The organism is Streptomyces sp. MST-110588, from assembly GCF_022695595.1.
Lineage (GTDB): Bacteria > Actinomycetota > Actinomycetes > Streptomycetales > Streptomycetaceae > Streptomyces.
The window spans coordinates 1,848,728-1,874,897 of the sequence record NZ_CP074380.1 but is presented as its reverse complement, the minus strand read 5'-3'; the positions used below and the strand labels follow the sequence as shown (position 1 = coordinate 1,874,897).

Annotated in this window: 16 protein-coding genes and 2 pseudogenes; 13 read left to right on the top strand and 5 right to left on the bottom strand. The window is 71.7% G+C overall.

The features are described from left to right. Window positions 1–128: 128 nt before the first annotated feature. The 7 genes and pseudogenes from KGS77_RS08185 (at window position 129) to KGS77_RS08155 (ending at window position 12,398) form a co-directional block, all read left to right on the top strand. A pseudogene (locus tag KGS77_RS08185) lies at window positions 129–1,654 on the top strand (DUF4192 family protein). 131 nt (window positions 1,655–1,785) lie between these two features. Continuing rightward, entirely contained in the window at window positions 1,786–3,849 is a 2,064-nt protein-coding gene (locus KGS77_RS08180) for a glycogen debranching N-terminal domain-containing protein (protein ID WP_242579884.1), read from the top strand. A gap of 48 nt (window positions 3,850–3,897) precedes the next feature. Then, window positions 3,898–4,661, top strand: a pseudogene (locus KGS77_RS08175) (NUDIX domain-containing protein). Between the two features lie 752 nt (window positions 4,662–5,413). Beyond that, window positions 5,414–7,744 carry an ATP-binding cassette domain-containing protein gene (locus KGS77_RS08170; protein ID WP_242579882.1) on the top strand — a complete coding sequence of 777 codons (2,331 nt, stop codon included), beginning with the start codon at window positions 5,414–5,416 and terminating at the stop codon, window positions 7,742–7,744. Window positions 7,745–8,020: 276 nt separating this feature from the next. Beyond that, window positions 8,021–9,004 carry an FCD domain-containing protein gene (locus tag KGS77_RS08165; RefSeq protein WP_277994204.1) on the top strand — a complete coding sequence of 328 codons (984 nt, stop codon included), beginning with the start codon at window positions 8,021–8,023 and terminating at the stop codon, window positions 9,002–9,004. Window positions 9,005–9,720: 716 nt separating this feature from the next. Then, entirely contained in the window at window positions 9,721–11,271 is a 1,551-nt protein-coding gene (locus KGS77_RS08160) for an RNA polymerase sigma factor (protein ID WP_277994203.1), read from the top strand. A gap of 311 nt (window positions 11,272–11,582) precedes the next feature. Further along, on the top strand, window positions 11,583–12,398 hold the full coding sequence (locus KGS77_RS08155) for a serine protease (protein ID WP_242579877.1): 816 nt from the start codon (window positions 11,583–11,585) through the stop codon (window positions 12,396–12,398). A gap of 165 nt (window positions 12,399–12,563) precedes the next feature. On the opposite strand, the gene KGS77_RS08150 is transcribed toward KGS77_RS08155, so the two are convergent. Further along, window positions 12,564–12,794 carry a hypothetical protein gene (locus tag KGS77_RS08150; protein ID WP_242579875.1) on the bottom strand — a complete coding sequence of 77 codons (231 nt, stop codon included), beginning with the start codon at window positions 12,792–12,794 and terminating at the stop codon, window positions 12,564–12,566. Between the two features lie 445 nt (window positions 12,795–13,239). Here KGS77_RS08150 and KGS77_RS08145 point away from each other — a divergent pair, with 445 nt between their 5' ends. From KGS77_RS08145 to KGS77_RS08130, 4 genes are all read left to right on the top strand, one after another. Next, window positions 13,240–15,360, top strand: coding sequence for a DNA topoisomerase IV subunit B (locus tag KGS77_RS08145; RefSeq protein WP_242579873.1), 2,121 nt, complete (start codon window positions 13,240–13,242; stop codon window positions 15,358–15,360). Between the two features lie 311 nt (window positions 15,361–15,671). Further along, window positions 15,672–16,160: a DUF1453 domain-containing protein gene (locus KGS77_RS08140; protein ID WP_242579871.1), complete on the top strand. Its 489-nt coding sequence runs from the start codon at window positions 15,672–15,674 to the stop codon at window positions 16,158–16,160. A 31-nt stretch (window positions 16,161–16,191) separates the two neighbouring features. Further along, complete coding sequence (locus KGS77_RS08135) at window positions 16,192–17,361, top strand: histidine kinase (RefSeq protein ID WP_242579868.1); 1,170 nt, start codon at window positions 16,192–16,194, stop codon at window positions 17,359–17,361. After that, on the top strand, window positions 17,358–18,035 hold the full coding sequence (locus tag KGS77_RS08130; RefSeq protein WP_242579866.1) for a response regulator transcription factor: 678 nt from the start codon (window positions 17,358–17,360) through the stop codon (window positions 18,033–18,035). The genes KGS77_RS08135 and KGS77_RS08130 overlap by 4 nt, the downstream gene beginning before the upstream one ends. A 91-nt stretch (window positions 18,036–18,126) precedes the next feature. On the opposite strand, the gene KGS77_RS08125 is transcribed toward KGS77_RS08130, so the two are convergent. The 3 genes from KGS77_RS08125 to KGS77_RS08115 form a co-directional block, all read right to left on the bottom strand. Then, window positions 18,127–18,813 carry a response regulator gene (locus tag KGS77_RS08125; protein WP_242579863.1) on the bottom strand — a complete coding sequence of 229 codons (687 nt, stop codon included), beginning with the start codon at window positions 18,811–18,813 and terminating at the stop codon, window positions 18,127–18,129. Further along, window positions 18,810–20,552: a sensor histidine kinase gene (locus tag KGS77_RS08120; RefSeq protein WP_242587351.1), complete on the bottom strand. Its 1,743-nt coding sequence runs from the start codon at window positions 20,550–20,552 to the stop codon at window positions 18,810–18,812. Before KGS77_RS08120 ends, KGS77_RS08125 begins: the two co-directional genes overlap by 4 nt. A 426-nt stretch (window positions 20,553–20,978) precedes the next feature. Then, window positions 20,979–22,049, bottom strand: a complete 1,071-nt coding sequence (locus KGS77_RS08115; RefSeq protein WP_242579861.1) for a sucrase ferredoxin — start codon at window positions 22,047–22,049, stop codon at window positions 20,979–20,981. A 429-nt stretch (window positions 22,050–22,478) separates the two neighbouring features. On the opposite strand from KGS77_RS08115, the gene KGS77_RS08110 reads away from it, so the two are divergent. After that, window positions 22,479–23,249 (top strand): class I SAM-dependent methyltransferase, encoded by a 771-nt coding sequence (locus tag KGS77_RS08110; RefSeq protein ID WP_242579859.1) that lies wholly within the window; start codon window positions 22,479–22,481, stop codon window positions 23,247–23,249. A gap of 272 nt (window positions 23,250–23,521) precedes the next feature. Here KGS77_RS08110 and KGS77_RS08105 read toward each other — a convergent pair whose 3' ends face one another. Then, entirely contained in the window at window positions 23,522–24,814 is a 1,293-nt protein-coding gene (locus tag KGS77_RS08105) for a citrate/2-methylcitrate synthase (protein ID WP_242579857.1), read from the bottom strand. A gap of 124 nt (window positions 24,815–24,938) precedes the next feature. Here KGS77_RS08105 and KGS77_RS08100 point away from each other — a divergent pair, with 124 nt between their 5' ends. Beyond that, a complete protein-coding gene (locus KGS77_RS08100) occupies window positions 24,939–26,150 on the top strand; it encodes a citrate synthase/methylcitrate synthase (protein WP_242579856.1) in 1,212 nt (403 codons plus the stop codon). Window positions 26,151–26,170 lie beyond the last annotated feature (20 nt).

The window sequence follows — 26,170 nt, the reverse complement described above, 5'->3', positions numbered from 1 at the left end:
GCTCCTCCAGCTCCTCCACTTCTTCCGCTTCCTTCGGCTCCTGCGACCGCTCCCGTCCCCCAACCGCCCGGGCCCCGAACGGTCCCACCCGGCCCGCTCCGAGCCCGTCCGCCCGGACCCGGCCCGCCCTGAGCCCGCCCGCTCCGACTCGGCACCGGCCGCCCCGGCCCTGTCCGACGAACCCCAGGTCACCCTGCGCAGCCCGGCCGAACTGGCCGACGCCCTGCCCTACCTGCTCGGCTTCTACCCTGACGACAGCATCGTCCTGGTCGCACTGCACGGCCCGCGAGGACGCTTCGGCGGACGGGTCAGGCTCGGCATCCCGGCCGACAGGACGCAGTGGCCGTACATCTGCGACCAGCTCGCGAGCTGTCTGATCACCGCCGGGGAGCAGCGCGGTCGACGCCCCGACGGAGTCATCGTCTACCTCTGCCGGGAGCCCCGGGAGGGGGAGACCGGCCGGGACGTGATGGAACGGCTCCGTCCGCTCGCCCAGCGGCTCCGCACCGCCTGCGGGAGCCTGGACGTCCCCGTCCTCGAAGCGCTGTGCATCTCCCGTGGACGCTACTGGTCCTACTGCTGCCCCGACTTCCGCTGCTGCCCTGTGGAGGGCTCCGCCCTGGTCATGCCCGGTACGTCGGTGATGGCCGCAGCCGCCGCCTTCGCCGGTGTGCAAGTGGGCGGTTCCCTGCGGGAGATGGAGGCCCGGCTGACCGCCCACAGCGGGCCGCGAGCCGGGGGTCAGGAAAAGGCACTGGACGCCACGGCCCTGGCCCTGATCCCTCGTATGCTCCGGACACAGGACCAGATGGACGTCCGCAAGGAGACGCTCGACCTCGCCGCACGGCTGGTCCACCGGTTCCGCGAGGATCCGCCGACGGGCAGCCGCCGCGCCCGGGACGCCTGCGACGACGCGCTCCTGGCCGACGGTGAGGCCGCACAGCTCATCCTCGGGCTCCAGGACCGCGCGGCCCGGGACCAGGCCGCGACCCGCTGGATGGAAGGAGCCGACGCCGAGCCGGCCCTGCGCCTGTGGCGTGCCCTGTCCCGCCGCTGCGTCAACGGCTACACCGAGCACGCCGTCGCCCCGCTGGCCCTGGCGGGCTGGGCCGCCTGGTCGACCGATGACGAACCGGCCGCGCGCGTGGCGCTGGGACGTGCCCTGAGCATCGACCCCGAGTACCTCTTCGCCCAACTGCTGCACCACGCCCTCAACGAGGGCCTCGACCCCGAACTGCTGCGCCGCTGTCTGCGCGAAGCGGACCAGGACCGGCCGGACGCTCCCTCCACCGAGCCGGTCACCGGATCCGTGCCCCCGCCCACCGGCTCCCTGACGCTCTCCACCGATTCCCCGCTCCCTACCACCGAATCCGTGGCCCCGCCCGCCGGAGCCCTGCGGCCGAAGCTCCCGCGCAGGAACGCCCGGGCGAGCGAAAGCGCCGGGCCCGGGCGTCAGGCCCGCGCGGGGCGCCCCACCACCGGCCGTCCCACCACTGACCGCCCCGGCGGGCCCCGGGCCCGGACCCGCCCCGACAACCGCCCCGGTACCCGCACGCGCACCCGTCCCCGTACCGGTGCCGGCTCCGACAGCCCTCCCGGTACCGGCCGGACCGGGCGCCGCATCAGCCCGGACGACGACCGGAGCCGACAGTGAACACAGCGCTGAGCCCCGCACCGGGCACGCCGCCGTACGCCGCGCGTGACCTGAGTTCCGAACCCGCCGTTCTTGTATGTGGCGCAGTCCTTACGGAGCCCAGACACCAGGGAGCGCACAGAGTGCCGAGCATGGTCCCCCTCACCCAGCCGGCCCGCCGGGTACCGGGCGAACTCCGCCCGGTGTCCACCCGGGCCCCGGAGCCCCAGCCTGTCCACTCCGCACTGATCTGCGTCGCCCTGCCGGCCCTGGCGATCTCCGGCGAAGACGGCCAGCTCACCGGCCGGGGCCTGAACGGTTTCTACCGCGCCGGCCGCCGCCTCCTGTCCCGGTGCGAGCTGCGGGTCGCGGGCTGTGAACCACTGGCCGTACAAGGTCGGATGATCGCCTCCGACCGGGCCCGCTTCATCGGCACGGTGCGTACGGCCGCGGACCGGGGCCCGGACCCCGAAATCCGCGTGGAGCGCCTGAGGAGCGCCGACGGCCTGGAGCGGATCACCTTTCACAACAGCGCCCTGCGACCGCTGCGGATCCCGGTCGAGACCCGGCTCGGCACGGACCTCGCGGAGCTGAGCGGCGCGGCCGTCGGGCTCACCGGACCCGAACTGCCCGCCAGCGTCCACGACTGTGGACTGCACTGGTCCACGACCGGGGCGCAAGCGGTCGTGACCGCCTCCCCGGCACCGAACGACGTCATGGCCTCGGCGGGACTGCTGTGCTGGGAGCTGGACCTGGAACCCGGCGGCCGGCGGACCATCGAGCTGCGCGTACGACTGGAGAGACCCACCGCCCCCCACCCGCGTCACTCGACGCCCTCCGCCCTGACGGGGCTTCGCGGTGAACGCCCGCCCAGGCCCTGGTCCGTGGCACAGCTCCGCTGCGACGACACCCGGGCCGACGCACTGCTGGAGGCCGGCCTCGACGACCTCCACGGCCTTTTGACCCGCGTCCCCGGCGCGCCCCTGGACATGTACATCGCCGGCGGCGCCCCGTGGCGATGCGGCCTCTCCCCCGCCGAGGCGCTGTGGTCCGCGCGCATGCTGCTGCCCCTGGGCACCCGTCTCGCGGCCGGTACGCTGCGTTGCCTCGCCCGTACCCAAGTGACCGCCGCGGGGGCGGATTTCGGCCGAATTCCCGGGGCCCTGCGCGACGCCGGACCTTATGCCCCGCCGAGCTGCACCGGCGTCGAAGCGACCCTGCTGTTCCCCACCGTCCTCGCCGAGGCACGCCGCTGGGGCCTGCCGGACCACGAGACCGAGCCGCTGCTGCCCGCCGCCGAACGCTGCCTGGCGTGGCTGCGCACAGCGGCCGGGGAACGGGGCAGAGCCAGGATCGGCGGCTATGTCCCCGACCCCGCGCCCAGCGGCCCGTACCGCTGTGCCACCCAGGCGCACGCCCACCGCGCCGCCCTGCTCGGCGCCGACCTCCTCGACGCCACAGGCCGCCCGGGCGGCACGGCCCTGCGGGAATGGGCGGCCGGCCTGCGGGCACGGTTCCGCGAGGACTTCTGGGTCGAGGACCGCGGTGGCGGGCGCCCGGCGGCCCTGAGAACCGCCGACGGGCGCCTGATGCCCCGCTTCGGATCCTTCGCCGCGCACCTCCTGGACACCGGCCTGCTCGGCGGTGGCGAACACGCCGTCGGCCTGCTGGACAAGGCGCGTACACAGCAGCTCGCGCGGCTGCTCGGCGGCCCGGCCATGGACTCCGGCTGGGGCCTGCGCGGCCTGGGAACCGGTGAGAGCGGCTACAACCCCTTCGGTCACCGAAGCGGTGCCGTACGGACCCATGAAACGGCGATCGCCGTGTCCGGGCTGCTGGCCGCGGGCCACGAGAAGGAGGCGGGGTCCCTGGTACGGGGGATGCTCGACGCGGCACAGAGCTTCTCCTACCGCCTCCCGGAGATGTACGCGGGCGATCAGCGCACCGGCGGCGGCGCCCCCGTCCCGCACCCCGCGGCCTGCCGGCCCGCGGCGGTCGCCGCGGCAGGCGCCGTACACGCACTGGCCGCTCTGGCCGGCATCCGCCCCGATGTGCCGGCCGGCAGCGTCGCGCTGCGTCCGGCCGGCAGCACACCGCTGGGGGCGCTCCAGTTCACCGGACTGAGCGTGGCGGAAAAGCCGTTCGCCGTACGGATCAGCAGGCTGGGTCTAGGGATGGTGGAGGAGGCGGCAAATGGCTTGCAACTGGGGGCGTGAGGTGCTGCAGGGCCTGTTTATCGTCAGGCGGACGACTATGATCGCGCCATGTCTCCCTACGACCCGTCGGCCTTCCCCCCGTTCGCCGTCACCGTCGACCTGGTCGTGCTCACGGTGCGTCGCCACGCGCTGTGCGCGCTGGCCGTGCGTCGCGGAGAACCGCCGTTCCAGGGGCGCTGGGCCCTGCCGGGCGGATTCGTACGGGCCGAGGAGGACCTGGAGGCCGCGGCGGCCAGGGAGCTGGCCGAGGAAACCGGGCTGCACGCCCACGGCCCGGCCGGACCGCCCCCTCCCACGGCGCACATCTCGAACAGCTCGCCACCTACGGGGACCCCAAGCGCGACCCCAGGATGCGCGTGGTCAGCGTGGCGCATCTGGTGCTCGCCCCCGACCTGCCCGCCCCGCGAGCGGGCGGCGACACCCAAGGGGCGCGCTGGGCCCCGGTCGAGACGCTTCTGGAGCAGGAGAACAACCACGTCCGTGACGCGGACCAGGCCGCGCCGCTCGCGTTCGACCACGCCCGCATCCTCGCGGACGGCGTGGAGCGGGCCCGCTCCAAGATCGAGTACTCCTCGCTCGCCACCGCGTTCTGTCCGCAGGAGTTCACCGTCGGCGAGCTGCGACGGGTCTACGAGGCGGTCTGGGGGGTGGTCCTGGATCCCAGGAACTTCCACCGCAAGGTGACCGGCACGCCAGGCTTCCTGGTCCCCACGGGCGGCACGACGACACGACAGGGAGGCCGCCCCGCCCAACTCTTCAGGGCCGGCGGCGCCACCCTCCTCAACCCCCCGATGCTCCGCCCCGAGGTCTGAGCCACCCCCTGCTGCGACCTGCGCTTGCCGGCCGCACGCGCAACCGCAGACAGACGGCCCGAGCCAGGACCCGGTCCGTATCCGTGATCTGCGCACCCGTGACCTCGGACGCGACATGTGATGTGTGACGTGTTGCTCACGATGCGGTATCACCCGTCCCGAGCGCGACCGGCCGGGCGATGACCGATGGCCGTACGGACACGGGAGAGCAGCCGACGCGCCTGCGCATGCGTCCAGCGCCGGCGAGAGGCGATTGCCCGGTGAGCTTCATTTCCCCGGAATGCGCTGCCGGAAGCGCTCAAGCGGGGTGGCACGCAAAGCTGCCGGCCATGTCACGACGGCCTTCCTGGCGTCCCGCTTCAGAAGCGGTCAGGCGAGAGCAGCCAGTTGAGGAAGGCGGTCAGTTGAAGAACTCTGAGCGTGCTCAAGCCCCTGAAGAACTCTGAGCGTGCTCAAGCCCCCTGTTCGGCCAGGGTGTGGCAGAGATGGGGGAGCACGAGGGGCGCTGTGGGCTGGGCGGAGGCGGGGCGAGGGCGAGGCGGAGGTGGAGGCGGGGTGGGTGGGGGAGGGGGAGGGGCCCGGAACCGGGATCGGGGCGGGTTTGACACGAAGCCCCATCCCACTCCTCTCATCCCCGGCAAATGGGACATAAAGGGTTACCTTGGCGGGGTGAGTCCCTTCGTCCCCGCTCCTGCCCGCCCTCGGTCTCACGCCCCCCGAGGGACGCGATCCCACGCCCCACGAGGGACGCGATGATCCAAGCCATCGGACTGACCAGCGCCCGCCGCCGTGAGCTGCCCCCCGCCGTCGACGACCTCACTTTTGAGGCGCCTCCCGGAAAGATCACCGTCCTGCTCGGAGCCGAGGGCGCGGGCAAGACGACCGCGCTGCGGCTGATGCTGCAACTCCAACGGGGCCGTGGCGTCGCGCTCTTCCGCGGCCGTCCGTTGCACCGCGTCCCCAACCCGGCCCGCGAAGTCGGTGTGGTGCTCGGTGACGTCCCCGGTCACCCGTCCCGTACGGCCCGTGGGCACCTGCGGATGCTCAGTGCGGCGGCGGGCGTTCCGGCGGGCCGGGCCGATGACGTACTGGACGTCGTCGGCCTCAGCGGACTCGCCTACCAGCGCCTGGGCGAGTTCTCGCGGGGCATGGACCGCAGGCTGGCTCTGGCCGTCGCCCTCCTCGGTGATCCCCAGACCCTCGTCCTCGACGATCCTTCGGCCGGTGTGTCCCCTCGCGAGGTGGCCTGGTTGCACGGCCTGCTGCGCGGGTACGCGGCACAGGGCGCCGCCGTACTGGTCACCTCCCGAGACGCCAGGGAAGCCGCGCGGCTCGCCGACCGGGTGGTCACCATCGAGGAGGGCCGGCTGGTCGCGGACCAGGACGCCACCGACTTCGCCCGAACCCGTCTGCGTCCCCGCGTCGTCGTACGGTCCCCACACGCCGACCGGCTCGCGGCAGTCCTCATGGACGAATCCCAGCGCGCCCGGCACGCCACCGATCCCGCCGTGGGCCGCGCCATCGAAGTCGTACGGGAGAGCGGCAGCCGTATCGCTGTCTACGGCAGCACGTGTGCGACTGTCGGCGACACGGCTTTTCGGCACGGCATCCTCGTGCACCGGCTCGCGGAGGAGGTCGGGCACACCGGTCCGGTCACCCCGCTCGATCGCGCCGACGGCCGCCTCGCGTCCCCGTCGAACAGGGCGGACGAGGCGAAAGAGGCGGGCGGGGTGGGTGAGGTGAGCGAGGTGACCGTCACCGCCGCACCGCATGTGTCCTCGGTAGCGCCTCCTATGACGCTGCACGCGGTGGTGGTCCCGGGTGCGGAGCCGGACCATGTGGTGGCCAGGAGATCACCCGAGGCGTCAACCGACCCAGCGGGCGTCACCCGGTCCGACGCGGCGCAACCAGAGCCGGACTCCCGATCGGCCCCCGGGCCGTCCCGTCGGCCGGCCCCTGGACAGTCCCACCGGCCGGCCCCCGGACCGTCCCCGGGATCGGCGCCCGGCTCGTTCCCGCGATCGGCCCCCGGTACGTCCCCTCGGCTGAGTTCCCGGCCGACCCCTCGGATGACGCAGCCGATGACGCCGCTCATCGCCCGCCGCCCCGGAGTGCCCGCGGTCCCCGCCACTGCCCGTACGGCGGCATCCGCGTCTTCGTCCTCCGCCTCCCCGGCGCCGCCCGGCACCGCGTCTCCCAGGACGCCCCGGTCAAGGTCCCGATCGGCTCTGCGACCGGCGAACACCTCGGCGTCTGCGTCCCCCTCCTCCGGCTCCTCCGCCGCCGCACGGGGCGTCATCCCACGGCTGTCCGCCCCCGCTCCCGTATGGCCGTTGCGGTACGAACTGCGCCGTACCGTCAGCGACCGCGCGGCGCTGCTGGTGCCCGCCGTCGCCCTCGCCGCGTCCGTCGCCCTGGCGCTGCTGCAGACCCGTACCGCCGACGTCTCCTTCGCCCGCGTGATCACCGCCTGGCCGGCCCAGCTCCCGTTCCCGCCGGCCGCCCTGGGCGCCGGGCTGGCGGGCGCGCTCGCCTTCGGCCAGGAGTTCCGGTACCCGGCGCTCGCCCCGGACCGGGGCGGCGTCCCTCGGCGCCTCGGCCTGCTCATGGCAAAGCTCCTGGTCAGCGGTGCGATAGCGCTACTGCTCGCGGCGGCCGTGCTGCTGGTGGACGGTCTGCTCATGCGCGTCCTGTTCGGCGCGCAGGCGCTGCCGCGGGCCGCTGACGGAGCGCTGTTCGCCTTCGGCTGGACGGTTCTCGTGGTCGGCTGCGCCTGGGCGGGGCTGCTGGCCGCCGGGCTGTTCCGGTCCACCGCCATGGGGCTGGCGGTGGTGCTGGCCGTGCCGATGCTGATCGTCCCGGCCGTGCAACGGCTGTGGGACGTGCCTGCTGCCCGCGCCCTGGCCGACGTCTCCGCGCGGTTGCGGTCGGCGGCGCTGATCCAGTGGCCACCCGGGTTCGACCGGGAGGCGTCGGTGGTGTTGCGGATGGCGGCTCAGCCTGTGGGAGGAGCACTGGTGCTGGCGCTCACCACTTTGGTGTGCGCGTACGTCCTGACGGCGCTGAGCCGAAGGATCCGCTGAGCCGGTGACAGCCCTGGCGGCACTCCGGCCTGCCCCTCCTTTTTCCGAAAACCCCCGCACCCCGTAGCCCATGCCTCGTACCCGGCCCGGCCCACGGACCCGACAGCCGCGAAATCGCCTCCGAGACCGCCCCGCGACCAGCCTTGCGACCGGTCCCACGACGAACTCCCGATCAACCCCACCCCCAAACCCGCCACCACCCCACACCCTCAGCGATCAGCCCCTTTCTTTCCGATAAAGCGTCAATTGAGGGGCTGTGGGCGATCACCCTTTCGTGTGCTTTTCACCAAAGACCTCAAGGGCCTTCGGGGTGTCGCCGACAAAGGATGCGTGAGTACCCTTGCGCACACCATGATGACCGCGGCTCGCCCCGTCGACTCCGGCCTCGCAGGACCGGGCGAGCTTGACCGCTACCCCTACCCCAACGCGGCGGGCGGGACCGGCACCGACCGTACCGACCGCGTCTCGCCGGCCTGGGACGGCACCGAGGCAGAGATGAACCGGGTCGGCCGCCGGGCCGCGGGCAGCCGAGGCCGCGGGCTGCACGGCCAACTCGTACAGCAGCTCGGTCAGATGATCGTCTCCGGCGATCTCGGCGCCGACCGGCCGCTGGTCCCCGAGGAGATCGGCCAGCGCTTCGAGGTCTCCCGCACCGTCGTACGCGAATCACTGCGCGTCCTGGAGGCAAAGGGCCTGGTCAGCGCGCGCCCCAACGTCGGCACCCGAGTGCGCCCGGTCAGCGACTGGAACCTGCTGGATCCCGACATCATCGAGTGGCGCGCGTACGGGCCACAGCGCGACGACCAGCGCCGCGAGCTGTCCGAGCTGCGCTGGACGATCGAGCCGCTCGCCGCCCGTCTCGCCGCCGGCCACGGCCGTGAGGACATCCAGCAGCGGCTGGCCGACATGGTCGAGATCATGGGCCACTCCGCCGCCCAGGGCGACACCCTGACCTTCGCGCGTGCCGACGCCGAGTTCCACTCGCTCCTGCTCCAGCTCGCCGGCAACCGCATGCTGGAGCACCTCTCCGGCATCGTCACCTCCGCCCTGCACGTCTCGGGCGGCCCGGCCGGCGGCTGTGAGCGCCCCGCCGAGGTGTCCGTGGGCCAGCACATGCGGATCGTCGACGCGATCGGCGCGGGCGACGCGGCCGGCGCCGAGAGCGCGATGCGGCAGTTGCTCGCCTCTCACGGTGAGGCCGGGGCCCAGGGGGCCGGGACTCCGGCGGATCACGTGGTGCCCGCGCCCCGCGAGCACTGACGGCCGTCGCAGGTCTGCGACCGCGGACGAAACGTACCCGCACAGGACCGCCACGGCGGGAGGACCGCCGGTGTTCGGGAGATCGCCGGGTCCGGGACATGCCCGGATCCGGCGATGCTGTTGACGGGGCTCCGCCGCTCTCCGAAGGGGCGCCGGCGTCGCCGTAGCCGCAGCCGTCGATCCTCTGACGCCGCCACCGACGCCCCGGCCGCCACCGACGTCCCTGAAGCCACCGGCGTCCCTGAAGTCACTGAGGTCCCCGCCATCGCTGTGGGGCCTGCCACCCCCGCTGTCACTGACGTCGCCACTGTCACTGCCGTCACCGGCCGCTGCCGCCGTCGATCACAGCTCCACCACCACTCCACCACCGCTCCACCTCCACCGTGGCCCACGACTGCCGCGATCAGCCGCCGCCGGATCTGTCGCTGCCGCGCTGCCGTCGCTGCTGCCGTGGGCGCCGAAGAGAGGATTGCGCGCCATATAGCGGGGAATGTGTCGTTATGCGGTGTGACTCGGGCCACGCAGATTGGGCGTAACGCTCGTCGGGGATGCGCGATGACTTAAGAGGTGATGGCCGAGGAAGGAATACGGACGGCGTTTGCGACGCTGTTCAACTCCCCGGTTGCCCCTGCGCCGTCGGTCCAATCCCCGCCGACGGTCGTCGGCTCCGATCCACAGTGGACGGGGTCGGAAGCCGTATCCATCGTTCCGAGAGGTTGTTCGTGTCGGCCAGCACATCCCGTACGCTCCCGCCGGAGATCGCCGAGTCCGAGTCTGTGATGGCGCTCATCGAGCGGGGAAAGGCTGATGGGCAGATCGCCGGCGATGACGTGCGTCGGGCCTTCGAGGCTGACCAGATTCCGCCAACCCAGTGGAAGAACGTTCTGCGCAGCCTCAACCAGATCCTCGACGAGGAGGGTGTGACGCTGATGGTCAGTGCCGCAGAGGCGCCCAAGCGCACCCGCAAGAGCGTCGCAGCGAAGAGTCCGGCAAAGCGCACCGCCACCAAGTCCGTCGCGGCCAAGACCGCCACGGTACGGAAGACCACCGCCGCCGCCCCCACGGGGGACGGGTCGTACGGCGAGGCCGAGGGCGGGCCCGAGAAGAAGACGGTCGCGAAGAAGGCCGCGGCCAAGAAGACGGTGGCCAAGAAGACGGTCGCCAAGAAGACCGCCGCGAAGAAGACGACGTCCAAGAAGGACGTCGACGAGCTGCTCGACGACGAGGTGATCGAGGACACCCCGGCGCCCGGCAAGGGCGGCGACGCGGCCGAGGCCGAGGGCACCGAGAACGCCGGCTTCGTGCTGTCCGACGAGGACGAGGACGACGCCCCCGCCCAGCAGGTCGCGGCGGCCGGTGCCACCGCCGACCCGGTCAAGGACTACCTCAAGCAGATCGGCAAGGTTCCGCTCCTCAACGCCGAGCAGGAGGTCGAGCTCGCCAAGCGCATCGAGGCCGGCCTGTTCGCCGAGGACAAGCTCGCGAACTCCGACAAGCTCGCCCCCAAGCTCAAGCGCGAGCTGGAGATCATCGCGGAGGACGGCCGCCGCGCCAAGAACCACCTCCTGGAGGCCAACCTCCGTCTGGTCGTCTCCCTGGCCAAGCGCTACACGGGCCGCGGCATGCTGTTCCTGGACCTGATCCAGGAGGGCAACCTCGGTCTGATCCGCGCGGTCGAGAAGTTCGACTACACCAAGGGTTACAAGTTCTCCACGTACGCGACGTGGTGGATCCGCCAGGCCATCACCCGCGCCATGGCCGACCAGGCCCGTACGATCCGTATCCCCGTCCACATGGTCGAGGTCATCAACAAGCTCGCGCGTGTCCAGCGCCAGATGCTCCAGGACCTGGGCCGTGAGCCCACCCCGGAGGAGCTGGCCAAGGAACTCGACATGACCCCCGAGAAGGTCATCGAGGTCCAGAAGTACGGCCGCGAGCCGATCTCGCTGCACACCCCGCTCGGCGAGGACGGCGACAGCGAGTTCGGTGACCTCATCGAGGACTCCGAGGCGGTCGTTCCGGCCGACGCGGTCAGCTTCACCCTGCTCCAGGAGCAGCTCCACTCCGTCCTGGACACGCTCAGCGAGCGTGAGGCGGGTGTGGTCTCCATGCGCTTCGGCCTGACCGACGGCCAGCCCAAGACGCTGGACGAGATCGGCAAGGTCTACGGCGTCACGCGTGAGCGCATCCGCCAGATCGAGTCCAAGACGATGTCGAAGCTGCGCCATCCCTCGCGGTCCCAGGTGCTGCGCGACTACCTGGACTGATCCGGCTACCTGGTCTGATCCGGCTGTCGGGACCGGTCCAGCTATCTGGACCGGTTCGACTACCGGAACTGATCCGACTACCGGAACTGATCCGGCGGGCGGACGCTCCCGCTCCGGAATCCCTGCCCCGGGCCCGGTCTCCTCCTCCTTCAGGAGAGGACCGGGCCCCCGGTTGTTTGTGCGAGGCATCCTCCGTACGGGTGACCGCCCGGGGCCGTACGAGTGCCGGGCCCGGGGCCGTCCGGGTGCGCGACGCGCCCGGTGGCCTCACTGTGGGTATACGACTCATCTCCCGGAGTACAGGAGCCCGTATGCGATCGTCCGCCCGTGCCGCCTTCCTCGGAGCCTTCGCGCTCGTCCTCGCCGTGCCGGTGCCGTCGGCCGCGGACGAATCGGTGGTGGGCGGGCATGCCGTACGGGTCGCGGACAGCCCCTGGACGGTCGCGCTGGCCTCCCGCGAGCGCTTCGGCAGCGGCCGGTCCGGCCAGTTCTGCGGCGCGGCCGTGGTGGGGCGTACGACGGTGGTCACGGCGGCGCACTGCCTGAGCCGGGAGGTGCTGGGCAAGCGCTGGCAGGACGTGGGCGACCTGCGGGTCATCGCCGGGCGCGACGACATGCGCGGCACCGTCGGGCAGGAGCTGAAGCCGCAGCGGGTGTGGGTCGACCCGGCCTATGACAGCCGGACCAACGCCAACGACGTCGCGGTGCTCACCCTGGCGGAGCAGCCCACGGGCAGCCGGGCGATTCCCATGGCGGCGGCGGGGGACAACGCGTACGAGACGGGTACCGAGGCCACCGTCTCGGGCTGGGGGGACACGACCGGGAACGGCGACTACGCCTCGACCCTGCACGCCGCGCAGGTGCAGATCCTCGCGGACACGGTGTGCTCGGCGGCGTACCCGGGGGGCGCCGACGGTACATATCAAGCCAAGTCGATGGTGTGCGCGGGCGTGCCGGCGGGCGGTCGGGACGCCTGCCAGGGCGACAGCGGAGGGCCGCTGGTCGCGCGCGGGCGGCTGGTGGGGCTGGTGTCCTGGGGAGCGGGCTGCGGCAATGCGGGCAGCCCGGGCGTCTACACGCGCATCTCGGCGGTGAGCCGGCTGGTGACCGAGCATGGCGGCGGCTGAGCCGGACGGGGGCCGCACGGGCGGGTGCAGGCGCGCGTACCCGGTGCCCGCGGAGGGCGCCCGGGCGGCTGAGCGTACGAGTGCGGGCGGGTTCCCCGGTGGTGCCGGGGAGCCCGCCCGCTGCACGGCCCTGGGCCGCTACTCGCTCGTCGTGGATGCGATGTGTCAGCGTTCCTCTTCGGACGCAGGCGTGGGAGAGGCGGTCAGCCGCTCCGTCTCATCCTGTATTTCCGCGGCGATCTTCTTGAGTTCTGGCTCGAACTTGCGACCGTGGTGGGCGCAGAAGAGCAGTTCTCCGCCGGACATCAGGACGACGCGCAGGTATGCCTGGGCGCCGCAGCGGTCGCAGCGGTCAGCGGCCGTCAGCGGGCTCGCGGGGGTCAGAACAGTAGTCACGTCGCCTCTTCTCTAGCTCGACGAGCTGTCGTACCAGGGTCAACATCCAACCAGGCCGAAAACGTTCCCGCTCGTGCCTTTTCTCCGAAACTTTTTCTCCGGAGGGCCGGGTGCTGCCGGGTGGCGGCGAATGAGCCGTAGTGCTGGGTGGTGTGATTCACGTTGTTTGCCGGGCTTCGTCCTCCCGGCTGGCTTGCCGGGTTGTTCAAGAGGACGTGCCCGGAGCCTAAATGGTTCATGCCTCGAAGGGAACGTGATGTGCGCGTCAGTCCGCCATCACCCCAACGAGGGATCGAACGTACGAGCGAAACTCTACTACCATGGGCCTGCTTACGGGTGGCGTCACATCGGCTCTACCGGGCCTCGGTACGCTCTGACCGGCGATACCGCCACCATCCGGTCCGCGGAATGCGGACCGCCAGAAATTCAGCGAGGAGCGAACCGCGTGACCGCCGAGATGTCTGTGCCGTCCACCGCCGTGCTGACCGGGGCAGACCGGGACGGATCGAACTACACCGCGCGGCATCTGCTCGTCCTGGAGGGCCTGGAAGCCGTCCGCAAGCGCCCGGGTATGTACATCGGCTCCACGGACAGCCGGGGCCTGATGCACTGCCTCTGGGAGATCATCGACAACTCCGTCGACGAGGCCCTGGGCGGCTACTGCGACCGCATCGAGGTCGTCCTCCACGAGGACGGGTCGGTGGAGGTACGGGACAACGGCCGCGGCATCCCCGTCGACGTCGAGCCCAAGACCGGGCTGAGCGGCGTCGAGGTCGTCATGACCAAGCTGCACGCCGGCGGCAAGTTCGGCGGCGGCTCGTACGCGGCCTCCGGCGGCCTGCACGGCGTCGGCGCCTCCGTGGTCAACGCGCTGTCCGCCCGGCTGGACGTCGAGGTGGACCGCAACGGCAGGACCCACTCGATCAGCTTCCGGCGCGGCGTGCCGGGCATCTTCACCGAATCGGGCCCCGAGGCCCCCTTCGACCCGGCCAACGGCCTTCTGAAGAGCAAGCGGATCGCCAAGACCAAGACCGGCACGCGGGTGCGCTACTGGGCGGACCGGCAGATCTTCCTCAAGGACGCCAAGCTCTCCCTGGAGACGCTGCACGCCCGCGCCCGCCAGACCGCCTTCCTGGTGCCCGGGCTCACCCTCGTCGTACGGGACGAGCGCGGTGTGGAGAGCGAGGGCCCCTCCGAGGAGACCTTCCGCTACGACGGCGGGATCAGCGAGTTCTGCGAGTACCTGGCCCAGGACAAGGCCATCTGCGACGTGCTGCGGCTGAGCGGGCAGGGCACCTTCAAGGAGACCGTGCCGGTCCTGGACGAGCGCGGCCACATGACGCCGACAGAGGTCACGCGCGAGCTGGGCGTGGACATCGCGCTGCGCTGGGGGACGGGGTACGACACCACACTCAAGTCGTTCGTCAACATCATCGCGACCCCCAAGGGCGGCACCCACGTCACCGGCTTCGAACGCTCGGTGACCAAGACCGTCAACGAGGCGCTGCGCGCCGCCAAGCTGCTGCGGGTCGCCGAGGACGACGTCGTCAAGGACGACGCCACCGAGGGCCTGACCGCGGTCGTCACCGTACGGCTGGCCGAGCCGCAGTTCGAGGGGCAGACCAAGGAGGTGCTGGGCACCTCGGCCGCCTCCCGGATCGTCGCCCAGGTCGTCGCCAAGGAGCTCAAGGCGTTCTTGACCTCCACCAAGCGGGACGCCAAGCAGCAGGCGCGGGCGGTCCTGGAGAAGATCGTCGCGGCGGCCCGTACGCGGATCGCCGCCCGGCAGCACAAGGAGGCACAGCGCCGCAAGACCGCCCTGGAGTCCTCCTCGCTGCCCGCCAAGCTGGCCGACTGCCGCAGCGACGCCGTGGACCGCAGCGAGCTGTTCATCGTCGAGGGGGACTCCGCGCTGGGTACGGCCAAGCTGGCGCGCAACTCCGAGTTCCAGGCGCTGCTGCCCATCCGCGGCAAGATCCTCAACGTCCAGAAGGCGTCCGTGGCGGACATGCTCAAGAACGCCGAGTGCGGCGCGATCATCCAGGTCATAGGGGCCGGTTCCGGCCGCACCTTCGACATCGACGCCGCCCGCTACGGCAAGGTCATCTTCCTGGCGGACGCCGACGTCGACGGCGCGCACATCCGCACCCTGCTGCTCACCCTCTTCCAGCGCTACATGCGGCCGATGGTCGAGCAGGGGCGGGTCTTCTCGGCCGTGCCGCCGCTGCACCGGGTGGAACTGCTCCAGCCCAAGAAGGGCCAGGACAAGTACATCTACACGTACTCGGACAGCGAACTGCGCCAGACCCTGCTGGAACTCCAGCGCAAGAAGGTCCGTTACAAGGACAGCATCCAGCGCTACAAGGGCCTGGGCGAAATGGACGCCGACCAGCTCGCCGAGACCACGATGGACCCGCGTCACCGCACCCTGCGCCGGATCAACATCAGCGACCTGGAGGCCGCGGAGAAGACCTTCGACCTGCTCATGGGCAACGAGGTGGCGCCCCGTAAGGAGTTCATCACCGCGTCCGCGTCCACGCTGGACCGGTCGCGCATCGACACCTGAGTGAGGCGCGCCCCTGCCGAGCAGTCGGGGCGCCTGCCCGAAGAAGCCTTTCGACCAGGGGTTGTGCCTGGTCCTGACGGGCGGACGTCCACCTATGGGTGGACGTCCGCCCGTCGCGTTTTTCCACCCGGGGCCCACCCTGGCGCCGATCCGGTCACCCGGGCCGTCTCCGTAGCGTCGAACACGAACGAACGTTGTCGCTCGCTGATCACTCTCCGATCGATCGCTTTCTGATCGTTCGCCGATCCCTTTGGCTCGTTCGCTTCGTTTCTCTTCGCTTCTGTCTTTTCTCGTACCACGGAGGCTCCGCCATGAACGGCGTGCCCGATGTTCTCGTGATCGTCGCCGTTGTCGCGATCGTGCTGGTCCAGCAGTTCAGGCCGCAGAAGCTGTCCCTGGACCGCAAGAGCTGGTGGGTGCTGCCCGCCGTGCTCGCCTTCATGGCGCTGCGCAAGCCGGATCTCCTGGACCCCGCGCACCGTACGGCGTCCGTCGCCCTGCTGGCCGTGGGCGTGATCACCGCCCTGCTGACCGGCGCCGTATGGGCATGGACGACGCGCATATGGACCGACCGGGACGGGGTGACCTGGTGCCAGGGGCGCGCCGTGACCTTCGCGGTATGGGCCGGCGGGATCGCCCTGCGGCTGGGCCTGTACGGCGTCGCGACGGCACTGGGTGTCCATCAGGGCAGCCCCGCCACCATGGTGACCATGGCCGCCATGCTGCTCGCCCGTACCGGCGTCCTGACCTGGCGGGCCCAGGGGGACCAGGCGACGTACCGTGTCCCTGCCGGCCGATGACGCCGGGCGGTGCCCGCAGGAAGGACCGTATGTGCCACTGAACTCCTGGACGAGCTGGCCCCTACGGGAGGCGCTGTCCCGTGAGGGCCACAGTGGCACCCGGCTCTGGCTGGGGCGCGCCGCCCGCGCCCTGGTGATGGGCGCCCTGCTGTGGAGCGCCCTGGCGAACCGCACCTTCAGCGACCTGGGGCTGGCCGCGGTGCTGACCGGCATCATGCTCGGCGGCCTGGCCTTCTGGGGCTTCTTCCGCGCGACGCTGGCCCACCGGACGTGGCCGGCCGGCGGACTGTTCGTGCTGCTGGTGGCCGGTGCGTACGCCTTCCACCTGGCCGGCGCGCGGGTGCCGGCGATCGTCCTGTGGTGCGCCTGCGGCATCTCCGCGATGGAACGGCTGCCGCTCCGCCTGGCCGTACCCGGAGCCGTCGTGAGCCTGGGCGCCTACGCCGCGGCCAACAACGACGACTGGGTCACGACGATGGCGACCACCATCGGCATGGGGCTGGCGGGTTACGTCCTGCGGCTGGACGCCCAGGCCCGCGGCAACGCCCAGCGGCTGCTGGCGCAGGAGCGCGCGGCCCGCAAGGCCGAGGCGGAGACGGCTGCCCTCGCCGAACGCGGACGGATCGCCCGTGAGATCCACGACGTCCTCGCCCACAGCCTCAGCGCCCAACTGGTGCATCTGGAGGCGGCCCGCCTCCAGATCCAGCGCAGCACGGACCTGGAGGCCGACCGGGAACAGATCCTGGCGCGGGTCGTGGCGGCCCGGGGGATGGCCCGTGAGGGCCTGGACGGCACGCGTCAGGCCCTGTCCGCGCTGCGCGGCGAGATGGCCCCGGTGGAGGACTACCTGCGCCATCTGATGGCGGCCACGGAGGGCGCACGGCTGGAAGTGGTGGGGGAGCGGCGCGAGCTGGCGCCGGAGGCGGGCCTGGCCGTCCGCAGGACCGCGCAGGAGGCGCTGACCAATGTGCGCAAGCACGCGCCGGGCGCCCGGGTGACCGTACGGCTGGAGTACGCGGACGGGGAGGTGGAGCTGATGGTACGGAACCGGGGCGGACGCGACAGGCCCGGCGCGCTCGCGGCCTCCGGATCCGGGTACGGTCTGCTGGGGATGCGGGAACGTGCCGAACTCCTCGGCGGAACGCTGGAGTCCGGCCCCGACGAGGAGGGTTTCGTGGTGCGCTTGCGGGTGCCGGCATGACGGCGCGAGTAGTGGTCGCCGACGACCAGACCGTGGTGCGTGAGGGAATCGTGATGCTGCTGGGGCTGCTGCCGGGCATCGAGGTCGTGGGTTCGGTAGGGGACGGCGACGAGGCGGTTCGCCTGGTCGCCGAACTGGCGCCGGACGTCGTCCTGATGGACCTGCGGATGCCGCGCTGCGACGGGGTCGAGGCGACCCGGCGCATCCGGGAGGAGCACCCCGGCACCGAGGTCGTGGTGCTGACCACCTACGCCGATGACGACTCGCTCTTTCCGGCGCTCCAGGCCGGGGCACGCGGCTATCTGACCAAGGACGCGGACGGCGAGGAGATCGTCAAGGCCATCGAGGACGTGCTGTCCGGGCACGCCGGCCTCTCCCCGCAGGTGCAGCGGCGGCTGCTGGAACGGTTCGCCGAGCCGGTGCACCCCTCGCGGCCGGCCACGGAGCCGCCCCCCGACGGGCTGACCGCCCGCGAGGTGGAGGTGCTGCGCCATGTCGCCGAAGGGCTCTCGAACCCGGAGATCGCCCGGACGCTGCACGTCTCGACGGCGACGGTCAAGACCCACATCAACAACCTTTTCGCCAAGGCCGGGGTACGGGACCGGGCCCAGGCGATCCACTACGCCTACCGTCACGGGCTCGCGCAACCGCCCGGCGAGCGGCCCGGTGGGTAGCCCGACGTGTGGCCCGGTATGCAGCCGGTATGTAGGCGGTACGTAGGCCGATGTGTGGACCGGCGCCCGTCCGTACGTACTCCGCGGCGTCTCAGATCCACTCGTAGCGGTGCTCCGGGCGTCCGGTCTCGCCGTATCTGAGGGTGAGCCGGACGCGGCCCGCGCGTTCCAGCAGCTTCAGGTAGCGCTGAGCGGTCTGCCGGCTCAGCCCGGCGAACCGGGCCACCTCCTGGGCGGACAGCGGGGCCGGGGCACCGCGCAGTACGGAACGCACGCGGTCGGCGGTGGCCGTGGAGTGCCCCTTGGGCAGCTCGGCGGGACCGGCGTGGGCGGCCCCCAGCGCTCCGAAGATACGGTCCACCTCGGACTGCTCGGCCTGCCCGCCGCCCTCGAACCTGCGGTGCAGCGCCGCGTAGCCCTCCAGCTTCGAGCGGAGCCCGGCGAAGGTGAAGGGCTTGACCAGGTACTGAAGGGCGCCGTGACGCATGGCGGCCTGGACGGTCGCGATGTCGCGGGCCGCCGTCACCATGATCACGTCGGTGAGCAGACCGCGCTGCCGCAGCCGGGACACCAGGTGGAGCCCGGTTCCGTCCGGCAGGTAGTGGTCCAGAAGGACCAGGTCGACGGGGTGGGTCTCCAGGGCGGCCAGGGCCTCGGCGGCGGTGTGGGCGAGGGAGACGACGCGGAAGCCGGCGATCTTCGCCACGTACGCCGCGTTGACGCCGGCGACGCGGACGTCGTCGTCCACGACGAGTACGTCGATCGGTGCGTCGCTCATCGCCAGGCTCCCGGAGGGTCGTCGGGGTGTCGGCCGTCAGAGGCGACGAGGGGCCCGCCGCGCATGTCACCGCTGTCGTCGCGGTCGCGGTCGCCGTCGCGGTGGCCGTGGCTGTCCCCGTTGCCGTCGTCGGGCGTCGCGGAGGACGCGTCCGGGTCCGGGCCCGGGTCCGAGGCCGAGTCCAAGTCCGTCACCGGACCGGAGAGCGCATCCGGCAGCGTGACGGTGAACACCGCGCCCCCCTCGGGGTGCTCACCGACCTCGGCAGTGCCTCCATAACGCTCGGCGAGCCGGCGTACGAGTGCCAGGCCGATGCCGCGCCGCCCATGAGCCGGCGGTTCCTTGGTCGTCCAGCCTTCGGTGAAGATCACCTCGCGACGGTTCTCCGGGACCCCCGGACCGTTGTCGCGGACCCGCAGCACGGCGGTCGGGCCGGCGACCCGTACCTCCACCTCCACCCGGGCACCGCGCCGGCCGGCCGTGGCGTCCAGGGCGTTGTCGATGAGGTTGCCCAGCACGGTGACCAGGCCGTGCGGATCGACCAGCCGGTCGGGCAGCAGGGTGGCGGCGGTCAGGCTCAGCCGGACGCCGCGCTCGGTGGCGACCGTGGCCTTGCCCACCACGAGGGCGGCCAGCAGCGGATCGTGGATGCGTTCGGTGACCTGCTCGGCCGTCGCCCGGTGCACTCCGACCGCCTCGGTCACGAATTCCACCGCCTCCTCGTACAGCCCGAGCTCCAGGAGACCGAGCAGGGTGTGCAGACGGTTGGCGTGCTCATGATCCTGAGCGCGCAGCGCGTCTATGAGCCCGCGGGTTCCGTCCAGTTCACGTCCCAGCCGTTCCAGTTCCGTACGGTCCCGCAAGGTCACCACCGCACCGCCGTCACCGGTGGGCATACGGTTCGCCACCAGCACGCGCTGCCCACTGACGGCCAGCAGATCCGCGCCGGACACCCGCCCCGCCAGGACGTCGGTCGTGCGCCCCGGGGGCAGCACGGCGTCCAGGGAGCGCCCGGTGACCTCCTCGGGTGTCCGCAGATCCAGCAGGCGCTGCGCCTCGTCGTTGATCAGGCGGATGCGGCCGTGCCGGTCGAGTGCGACGAAGCCCTCACGGATGCCGTGCAGCATCGCCTCCCGTTCGGCCAGCAGCGCGGAAATGTCGGAAAAGGCCAGGTCATGGGTGCGGCGCTGAAGCCGGCGGGCCACCAGATACGCGGCGAGGGCACCGACGGCCAGCGCACCGCCCGCGTACGCCAGCAGGGCCGGCACGGTCGACAGGAGCCGCTCCCGCACGTTCTCGTACGCGATGCCGACGGAGACGGCGCCGACGATCCGGCCGCCGGCGTCCCGTAGCGGCACCTTGCCGCGCGCGGACCGGCCGAGTGTCCCCTCGTCGATCTGCATCACCTCGCGGCCGGACAGGACGGCGTCGGGATCGGTGGAGACATGCCGTCCGATCTCCTCCGGGTCGGGGTGGGACCAGCGCACACCGTGCTCATCCATGATCACGACATACTCCGCCCCGGTGGCGCGGCGGATCCGCTCGGCCCTGTCCCGGAGCGGGTTGTCGCGGGTCGGCCGGGAACTGTTCAGCGCGTCGGCCAGGCGCGGCTCGGCCGCGGTGGTCTGCGCGATGGCGAGCGCGCGGTGCATCGCCTGGTCGTCCAGCTCGGCGCCGAGCGGCGCGAGGAAGAGGCCGGTGGCGAGGGCGGTGACACCGGCGGCGATGGCCAGTTGCATCACCAGCACCTGAGCGAAGACCCGGCGCGGCCGGCCCGGCCGCAGGCGCGTCAGGACGGACCGGCGCCTGCCGTCGGCCCCGCGTGCGCCACTCGCCTCGGCGGCGCTCTCATCCCTCTCGCCCATACGGACGAACAGTAAGCGGGCGAACCTGCCACCCGGTAATCCCTCCCGCTTGCCACAGCCGACGGCGACGACGGCTTGCGCAATGGAAAGCGCAGGTCCGCGCGGCTGTGGGAGGGTTCCGCCGAGAGTTATCCACAGGGCTTACGTCGCGAAGCGTGCGCGCTTAACCTCGAAACGTGATCAGGGGAAGCCGAGCCCGCAGGGCGAGGGCGGATACGGGAAGGGGCAGGGTGGAATGAGGCCGGACGGGGGAGTTGTGATCATGATCCGCACACTGCGGCGGGGTCTGGGGCGGGCGCGTCAGGCGGCAAGGGCGGTGATGCCGGCGACGGCCATGCGCGCCGGCGGGCCGAGAGGGGCACCGCAACTGGCGGGGGTGGGTGCGCCGTCGGACCGCTGCTCGACCGCGACCTGCCAGGTGCGTCCGTCGCCGTGTGCCACGGTGACGTTCCACGAAGGCCCGGTGCCCTCGCCCCGGCTTGCTGCCTCGACCCGCTCGACCTGCTCGACCCGTACGACGTCGAGCGCGTCCGCCCGCTCCTCGCGGGTCAGTTCGCGGACCGCCAGGTCGGCGGCTTGTGCCGGGCGGCCCCAGGTGGAGCGGCCACGGCAGTGGTCCAGGGACACCCGGCCGTCCCGGACCGCCTCGACGGCTTCCTTCACCAGGTGTGCGGAGGCCCTTCCGTACGCGTATCCGTACGGAAGCAGCAGGAGCGTGGGGGAGAAGCGGTGGCCTCCGATGTGGGTCACCTCCCAGGTATCGGCTCCATCGGCGGCGAGTTCGGCGGCCAGCGGACGGCCGAGGAGGGCGCAGCAGCGGTCGCGTCTGCCGTTGGTGCAGACGAATACGAGCGGCTCACCGCCGTGCGGACGCCATGACATCTGCCCGGCGGCTTCATCGCCCCCCGATTCATCGCCCCCCGACCTCCGGGTCTCCAGCGCCTGGGACGCCCCACCGCCCGGGATATCCGCCGACATGTCCGTCGGCGTATCCGTCGGACCGTCCAGGGTCCCGGCCTCCCCCGCGCCCAGGGCCGCGAAATCCAGTTCCAGCAAGGCTGCCGGATCGGTGAGTGTGGTGGTGCGGATCCAGGAACGGCCCGGGGCGGTGTGGGCGACGTAGACGCGCCGGTGCAAGGAGGCATGGCAGTCGGCATGCCGGCCGGGGCGGCGGATCAGGGCGACACGTACGCCGGTGCCTTCGGCGGCCGACTCCAGGGTACGTCCGACACGAGAATCGAGGTGACTGCTGGTCAGGGCCTGGGCGCCCCATGGTCCGGTCTGCTCGATGAGCAACCAGGTACGGGCGGTGGCAGCGGTACCGGCCATCGGCTCAGCCGACTCACGGGAAGCAGTAGCGCAGGTACTCACAAAGGTAAGCCTAACCTGGAATGGCTGCCCGCCACCTGACGGCGAACGACATCCGACCACGGTCTGTGGACACCAGCGGATCAGGGGGGGGAAGCAACAGACCATCACCTGACATGTCCGATGCCCCGGCGGTGATCGATGGCCGGCCGCACTTCTCCGACCGCACGCCCGCGACGCCTCGGGGACGCTTCGGGGGCGCTTCGAATTCCGAGTGGTTATTCGCTGGTGGTTCCGATCACCTGACCATTAGCCTGCGCCGGGATCACGAAGCTGATCATCGGCGTTGGTGTTGCCGCCGTTGCTGCCGTTGCCGCCGTTGCCACGGCTGCCGCAGACGTGCTGCTGCGGCAGCGAAGACACGGTAATGATCTTGACGTCCGGCGGCCGGGGGCGGTTGTCGGCACGGACGCGACATGGTGGGGAGGATTGATGAACGCGCATGGATCAGACCCGGCTGATTTCTATACCGGCATCGTCGCGGAGTGCTACGCGCCGTTGAAGTCCTTCTCGCCGGACGCCGAGGTCTATGCGGCCTTTGTGCGCGAGACGGGTGCTCCGGCGCTGGAGTTGGGCTGTGGGGACGGTGATCCGCTGCTCGCTCTTCGGCGGCGCGGCCTGGACGTCGAGGGGGTCGACTCCTCCGCGGACATGCTGGAGCGCTGCCGCCGCCGGGCCGAGGAGGCGGGGGTCGCCGTCACCGTCCACCACCAGCGGATGGAAGCGCTCGACCTGCCACGCCGGTTCCAAGCGGTCTTCCTGGCCGGGCCGACCTTCAACCTGCTGCCGGACGACGGGACCGCCGCTGCCGCCCTGCGGAGCATCCGCCGCCATCTGGTCGACGGCGGTGCCGCGCTGATCCCGCTGCACATCCCGTCTCCCACTCCCGCCGGTCAGGTCGGCAAGGTCCGTACCGCTGTCGCCGACGACGGCGTCGAGCTGCGGTTCTCCTTGGTGTCCGAGGAGCGCGACGAACACCTACGGACCCAGAGCGCCTTGGTGCGCTACGAGCGTCATGGTGACGACGGGAGCACTGTCGTGGAGCGTCCGTGGGTGCTGCACTGGTACACCCGTTCCGGGTTCGAGGAGCTTGCCGCGGCGGCCGGGCTGGTCACGGTGTCGGTAACCGACGGCAACGGCAACGCTGTTGAGGGCGATGCCGCTTACATGGTCTTCCGGCTCGGGGCCGAGGGCCGCTGCTAGATCTCCTAACGGAATGGTGAGACCGGACAACCTGGCCCGGCTCACCCGCGTCGACCTCTGGCCCGGTCCGCGTGCTGACCGGACTCCTCGGCTCGGCATGGCAGCGGGCCGAGGCGGGCGCCGAGCTGCCCCTGACGGGGCGCCTGCTCGCCGAGATCCGCCTCGGTACGGGTCGGCATCGCACCGCCACGTACACGTACTTCCGACTGGACCGAGGAGTAGCGACAGGTCCGTTGTCTGTAGGGGCGGGCACTCGGCGGTCGGTGGGGTGGTCAGGGGAGGGGCTGGGGTGGGCGGGGGCCTTGGTAGTGGCCGGTGGGGCGCATGCGCAGGGGGCGTTCCTGGTATTCCTCCAGTGCGTGGGCGATCCAGCCTGCCGTACGGGCCACGGCGAAGAGCGTCTCGCCGGCTTCGGCGGGCATGCCCGTGGAGACCGTGAGGACGGCCAGGGCCAGGTCGACGTTGGCGTACAGCTCGGTGTGCCGGGCGGTGGTGGTGACGACCTCGCGCGCCGCCTCCAGGGCCGGACGGGCACGCGGTATGTCCGCAAGGAGTGCGAAGAGGGCTCGGGCACGTGGGTCCTCGTCGGTGTAGAGGCGGTGGCCGAGGCCGGGGACCCGGCGACCGGCGCGCAGGTGGTCCGCCACCACCGCCGCCGCGCTGCCCCGTTCCAGGACCTCCACGAGCATGCGGTGGGCCAGGCCGCTGGCGGCGCCGTGCAGCGGGCCGTCGAGTGCGCCGTATCCGGCCGAGACGACCGCGTACGGGTGGGCCCGGGCCGAGGCGGCGACCCGTACGGCGAAGGTCGAGGCGGCCAGGTCGTGGTCGATGAGCAGGACCAGGGCCGCGTCGAGGGTGCGCGCTGATGCCTCGTCGGGTTCCTCGGGTGTCAGGCGGGTCCACAGGCGGTGCGCGATCCGGTCGGGGGCGGCGGTGCCAGAGGGGCTGGAGGCGCCGGAGTGGCTAGAGGTGTTGGAGTGATCTTCGGCGGCGGGTGGGAGGGCGTCGACGAGGGTGGGGATGAGGGTGCGGGCGGTGGCCAGCAGGGCCTGGTCGGACAGGTCGAAGCGCAGCGGGTCGGACACCGCCGCCGCGGTGACCGCGACCCGCAGCCGGTCCATGGGCCCGCTGTGCGCGGGGAGTGCCGAGACGGCCCGCCGGGCGGCGGTCAGGGCTTCCTCGGGGGCGCCGAAGCGGATGCCGGGCCGTAGTGCGCCGGTCCACAGCCACTCCGCGACTTCTTCGTAGCCGTACCGGGCCGCGAGTTCGGTGGTGTCGACGCCGCGGTAGTAGCAGCGGTTCTCCGAGATGAGGGTGATGCCGGTACGGACGGCGGGTTCGCTGCCGCCGAAGGAGGGCTCGCGGCGTCCGCCGCGCCGGGCGAGCGCGTCCACCTCCTTGGCGTCGAAGGTGCTGCCCCGGCCGCCCGGCGCCCGGTGGCTGGTCAACTGGCCACGGCTCACGTACGCGTACACCGTCTCCGGCTTCACACCGAGCCGCTCGGCCGCTTCTCGGGTGGTCAGTCGCCGTTCGCCCGCCATGCGGTCAGCTCCTTGATCTGCCATGGGTCTCACCGTATCCGCGACTCATGTATTGATTCAATCAATATTGACGGCTGACTTGTCAATCATAGACAGTCGCATCAAGGCTCGGAAGGAGAGCCGGAGAGTACGAGGGAAGGGATTCGCCATGCCGATCGCCGAGGCGAGTGCGCCGATCGACGTGCCACGGGGGCTCGCGGGGGTCGTCGTCACCGAGACCCGGTTGGGTGACGTACGAGGCCGGGAGGGCTTTTACCACTACCGCCAGTACTCCGCCGTGGAGCTGGCCGGCAGCCGTACGTTCGAGGACGTCTGGCATCTGATGTTCGAGGGTTTCCTGCCGGACGCGGACCAGCGAGCGGCTTTCACGGCGCGGACCACCGCCCTGCGGCATCTGCCCGAGGCCGTACGGGACGCCCTCCCCGGCATCGCCCGGGCCTGCGCCCTGTCCGGTCCGCTCGCCGGACTGCGGACCGCGCTCTCCCTGCTCGGTGCCTCCGTCGGCTTCCGGCCGCTGTACGACATCGACGCCGGCCGGCGCCGGGAGGACGCCCTGACGGCAGCCGCCGCCGTACCCACCCTGCTCACCGCGCTCCACCGCATCGCCCAGGGCCTGGACCCGGTGGAACCGCGTGAGGACCTCCCGTACGCGGCCAACTACCTCTACATGCTCACGGGGCAGGAGCCCGATCCTGCCCGGGTCCGGGCGATCGAGCGCTATCTGATCTCCACGATCGACCACGGCTTCAACGCCTCGACCTTCACCGCCCGCGTCATCACCTCCACCGGCGCCGACCTCGCCGCCTGCCTGGCCGGCGCGGTCGGCGCGCTGTCCGGCCCGCTGCACGGCGGCGCCCCCAGCCGGGCCCTGGACACCCTCGACGCGATCGGCACGCCGGACCGTATCGATGACTGGATCCGTGAACGGGTGCTGGCGGGGGAGCGGATCATGGGCTTCGGTCACCCCGTCTACCGCACCGAGGACCCGCGCTCGCGGATGCTGCGCGAGATCGCCCAGGACTTCGGAGGGCCGCTGGTGGACTTCGCGGTCCAGGTGGAGGAGCGGGTCGAGGCGATCCTGGCCGAGCTGAAGCCCGGGCGTGAGCTGCACACCAACGTGGAGTTCTACGCGGGGGTGGTCATGGAGCTGTGCGGGCTGCCGCGCGAGATGTTCACGCCCACCTTCTGTGCGGCCCGCGTGGTCGGGTGGAGCGCCAATATCCTGGAGCAGGCGGAGGACTCGAAGATCATCCGCCCGGCGGCCCGCTATGTCGGCCCGCCCCCGCCGCAGCCGGTGCCCGCCCCGGAGCTCCGGACGGCGGCACGGGCCGGCGAGGGCGGAGGCCCGGCGGGTGAGTGACGACTACTGACGACGACGGA